Below are 416 nucleotides of genomic sequence, written 5' to 3' on the forward strand. Positions count from 1 at the left end.
GTGATCGCTTTGCTCGGCTTAGAAACCAGCATCCATCAAAAGGTTAAGACGTATTCACTCGGAATGAGGCAGCGCCTCGGCATTGCACAAGCGCTGCTGCATCGGCCGGCCGTACTGATCCTCGATGAGCCAACAAACGGGTTGGACCCTGCAGGCATACGCGAGCTGCGCAACCACCTGCGCCATTTGGCAGAAATGGAGGGGACAGCGGTGATCGTTTCAAGCCATCTATTGTCGGAAATGGAGCTAATGTGCGATGAGATTGCGGTCCTGCAAAAAGGTAAGCTGATCGGGATCAAATCGATGGAAGAGCTGATGGACAACCATGCGGCTGCCGAAACGATCCGGATCGAAACGGAGCAGCCCCAGGAAGCGAAGGAGATTTTGCAGCGCGAAGCTCCTGCGATCCGTTTCTC

Annotated in this window: 1 protein-coding gene; it reads left to right on the top strand. The window is 55.0% G+C overall.

Annotated elements, in window-relative coordinates; genetic code table 11:
- Nucleotides 1-416: ATP-binding cassette domain-containing protein (locus tag EDM56_RS30855; RefSeq protein ID WP_148040444.1), on the top strand; the 416-nt coding region annotated here is incomplete at both ends.

Origin of the sequence: Brevibacillus fluminis (assembly GCF_003710825.1) — a bacterium.
GTDB lineage: Bacteria > Bacillota > Bacilli > Brevibacillales > Brevibacillaceae > Brevibacillus_D > Brevibacillus_D fluminis.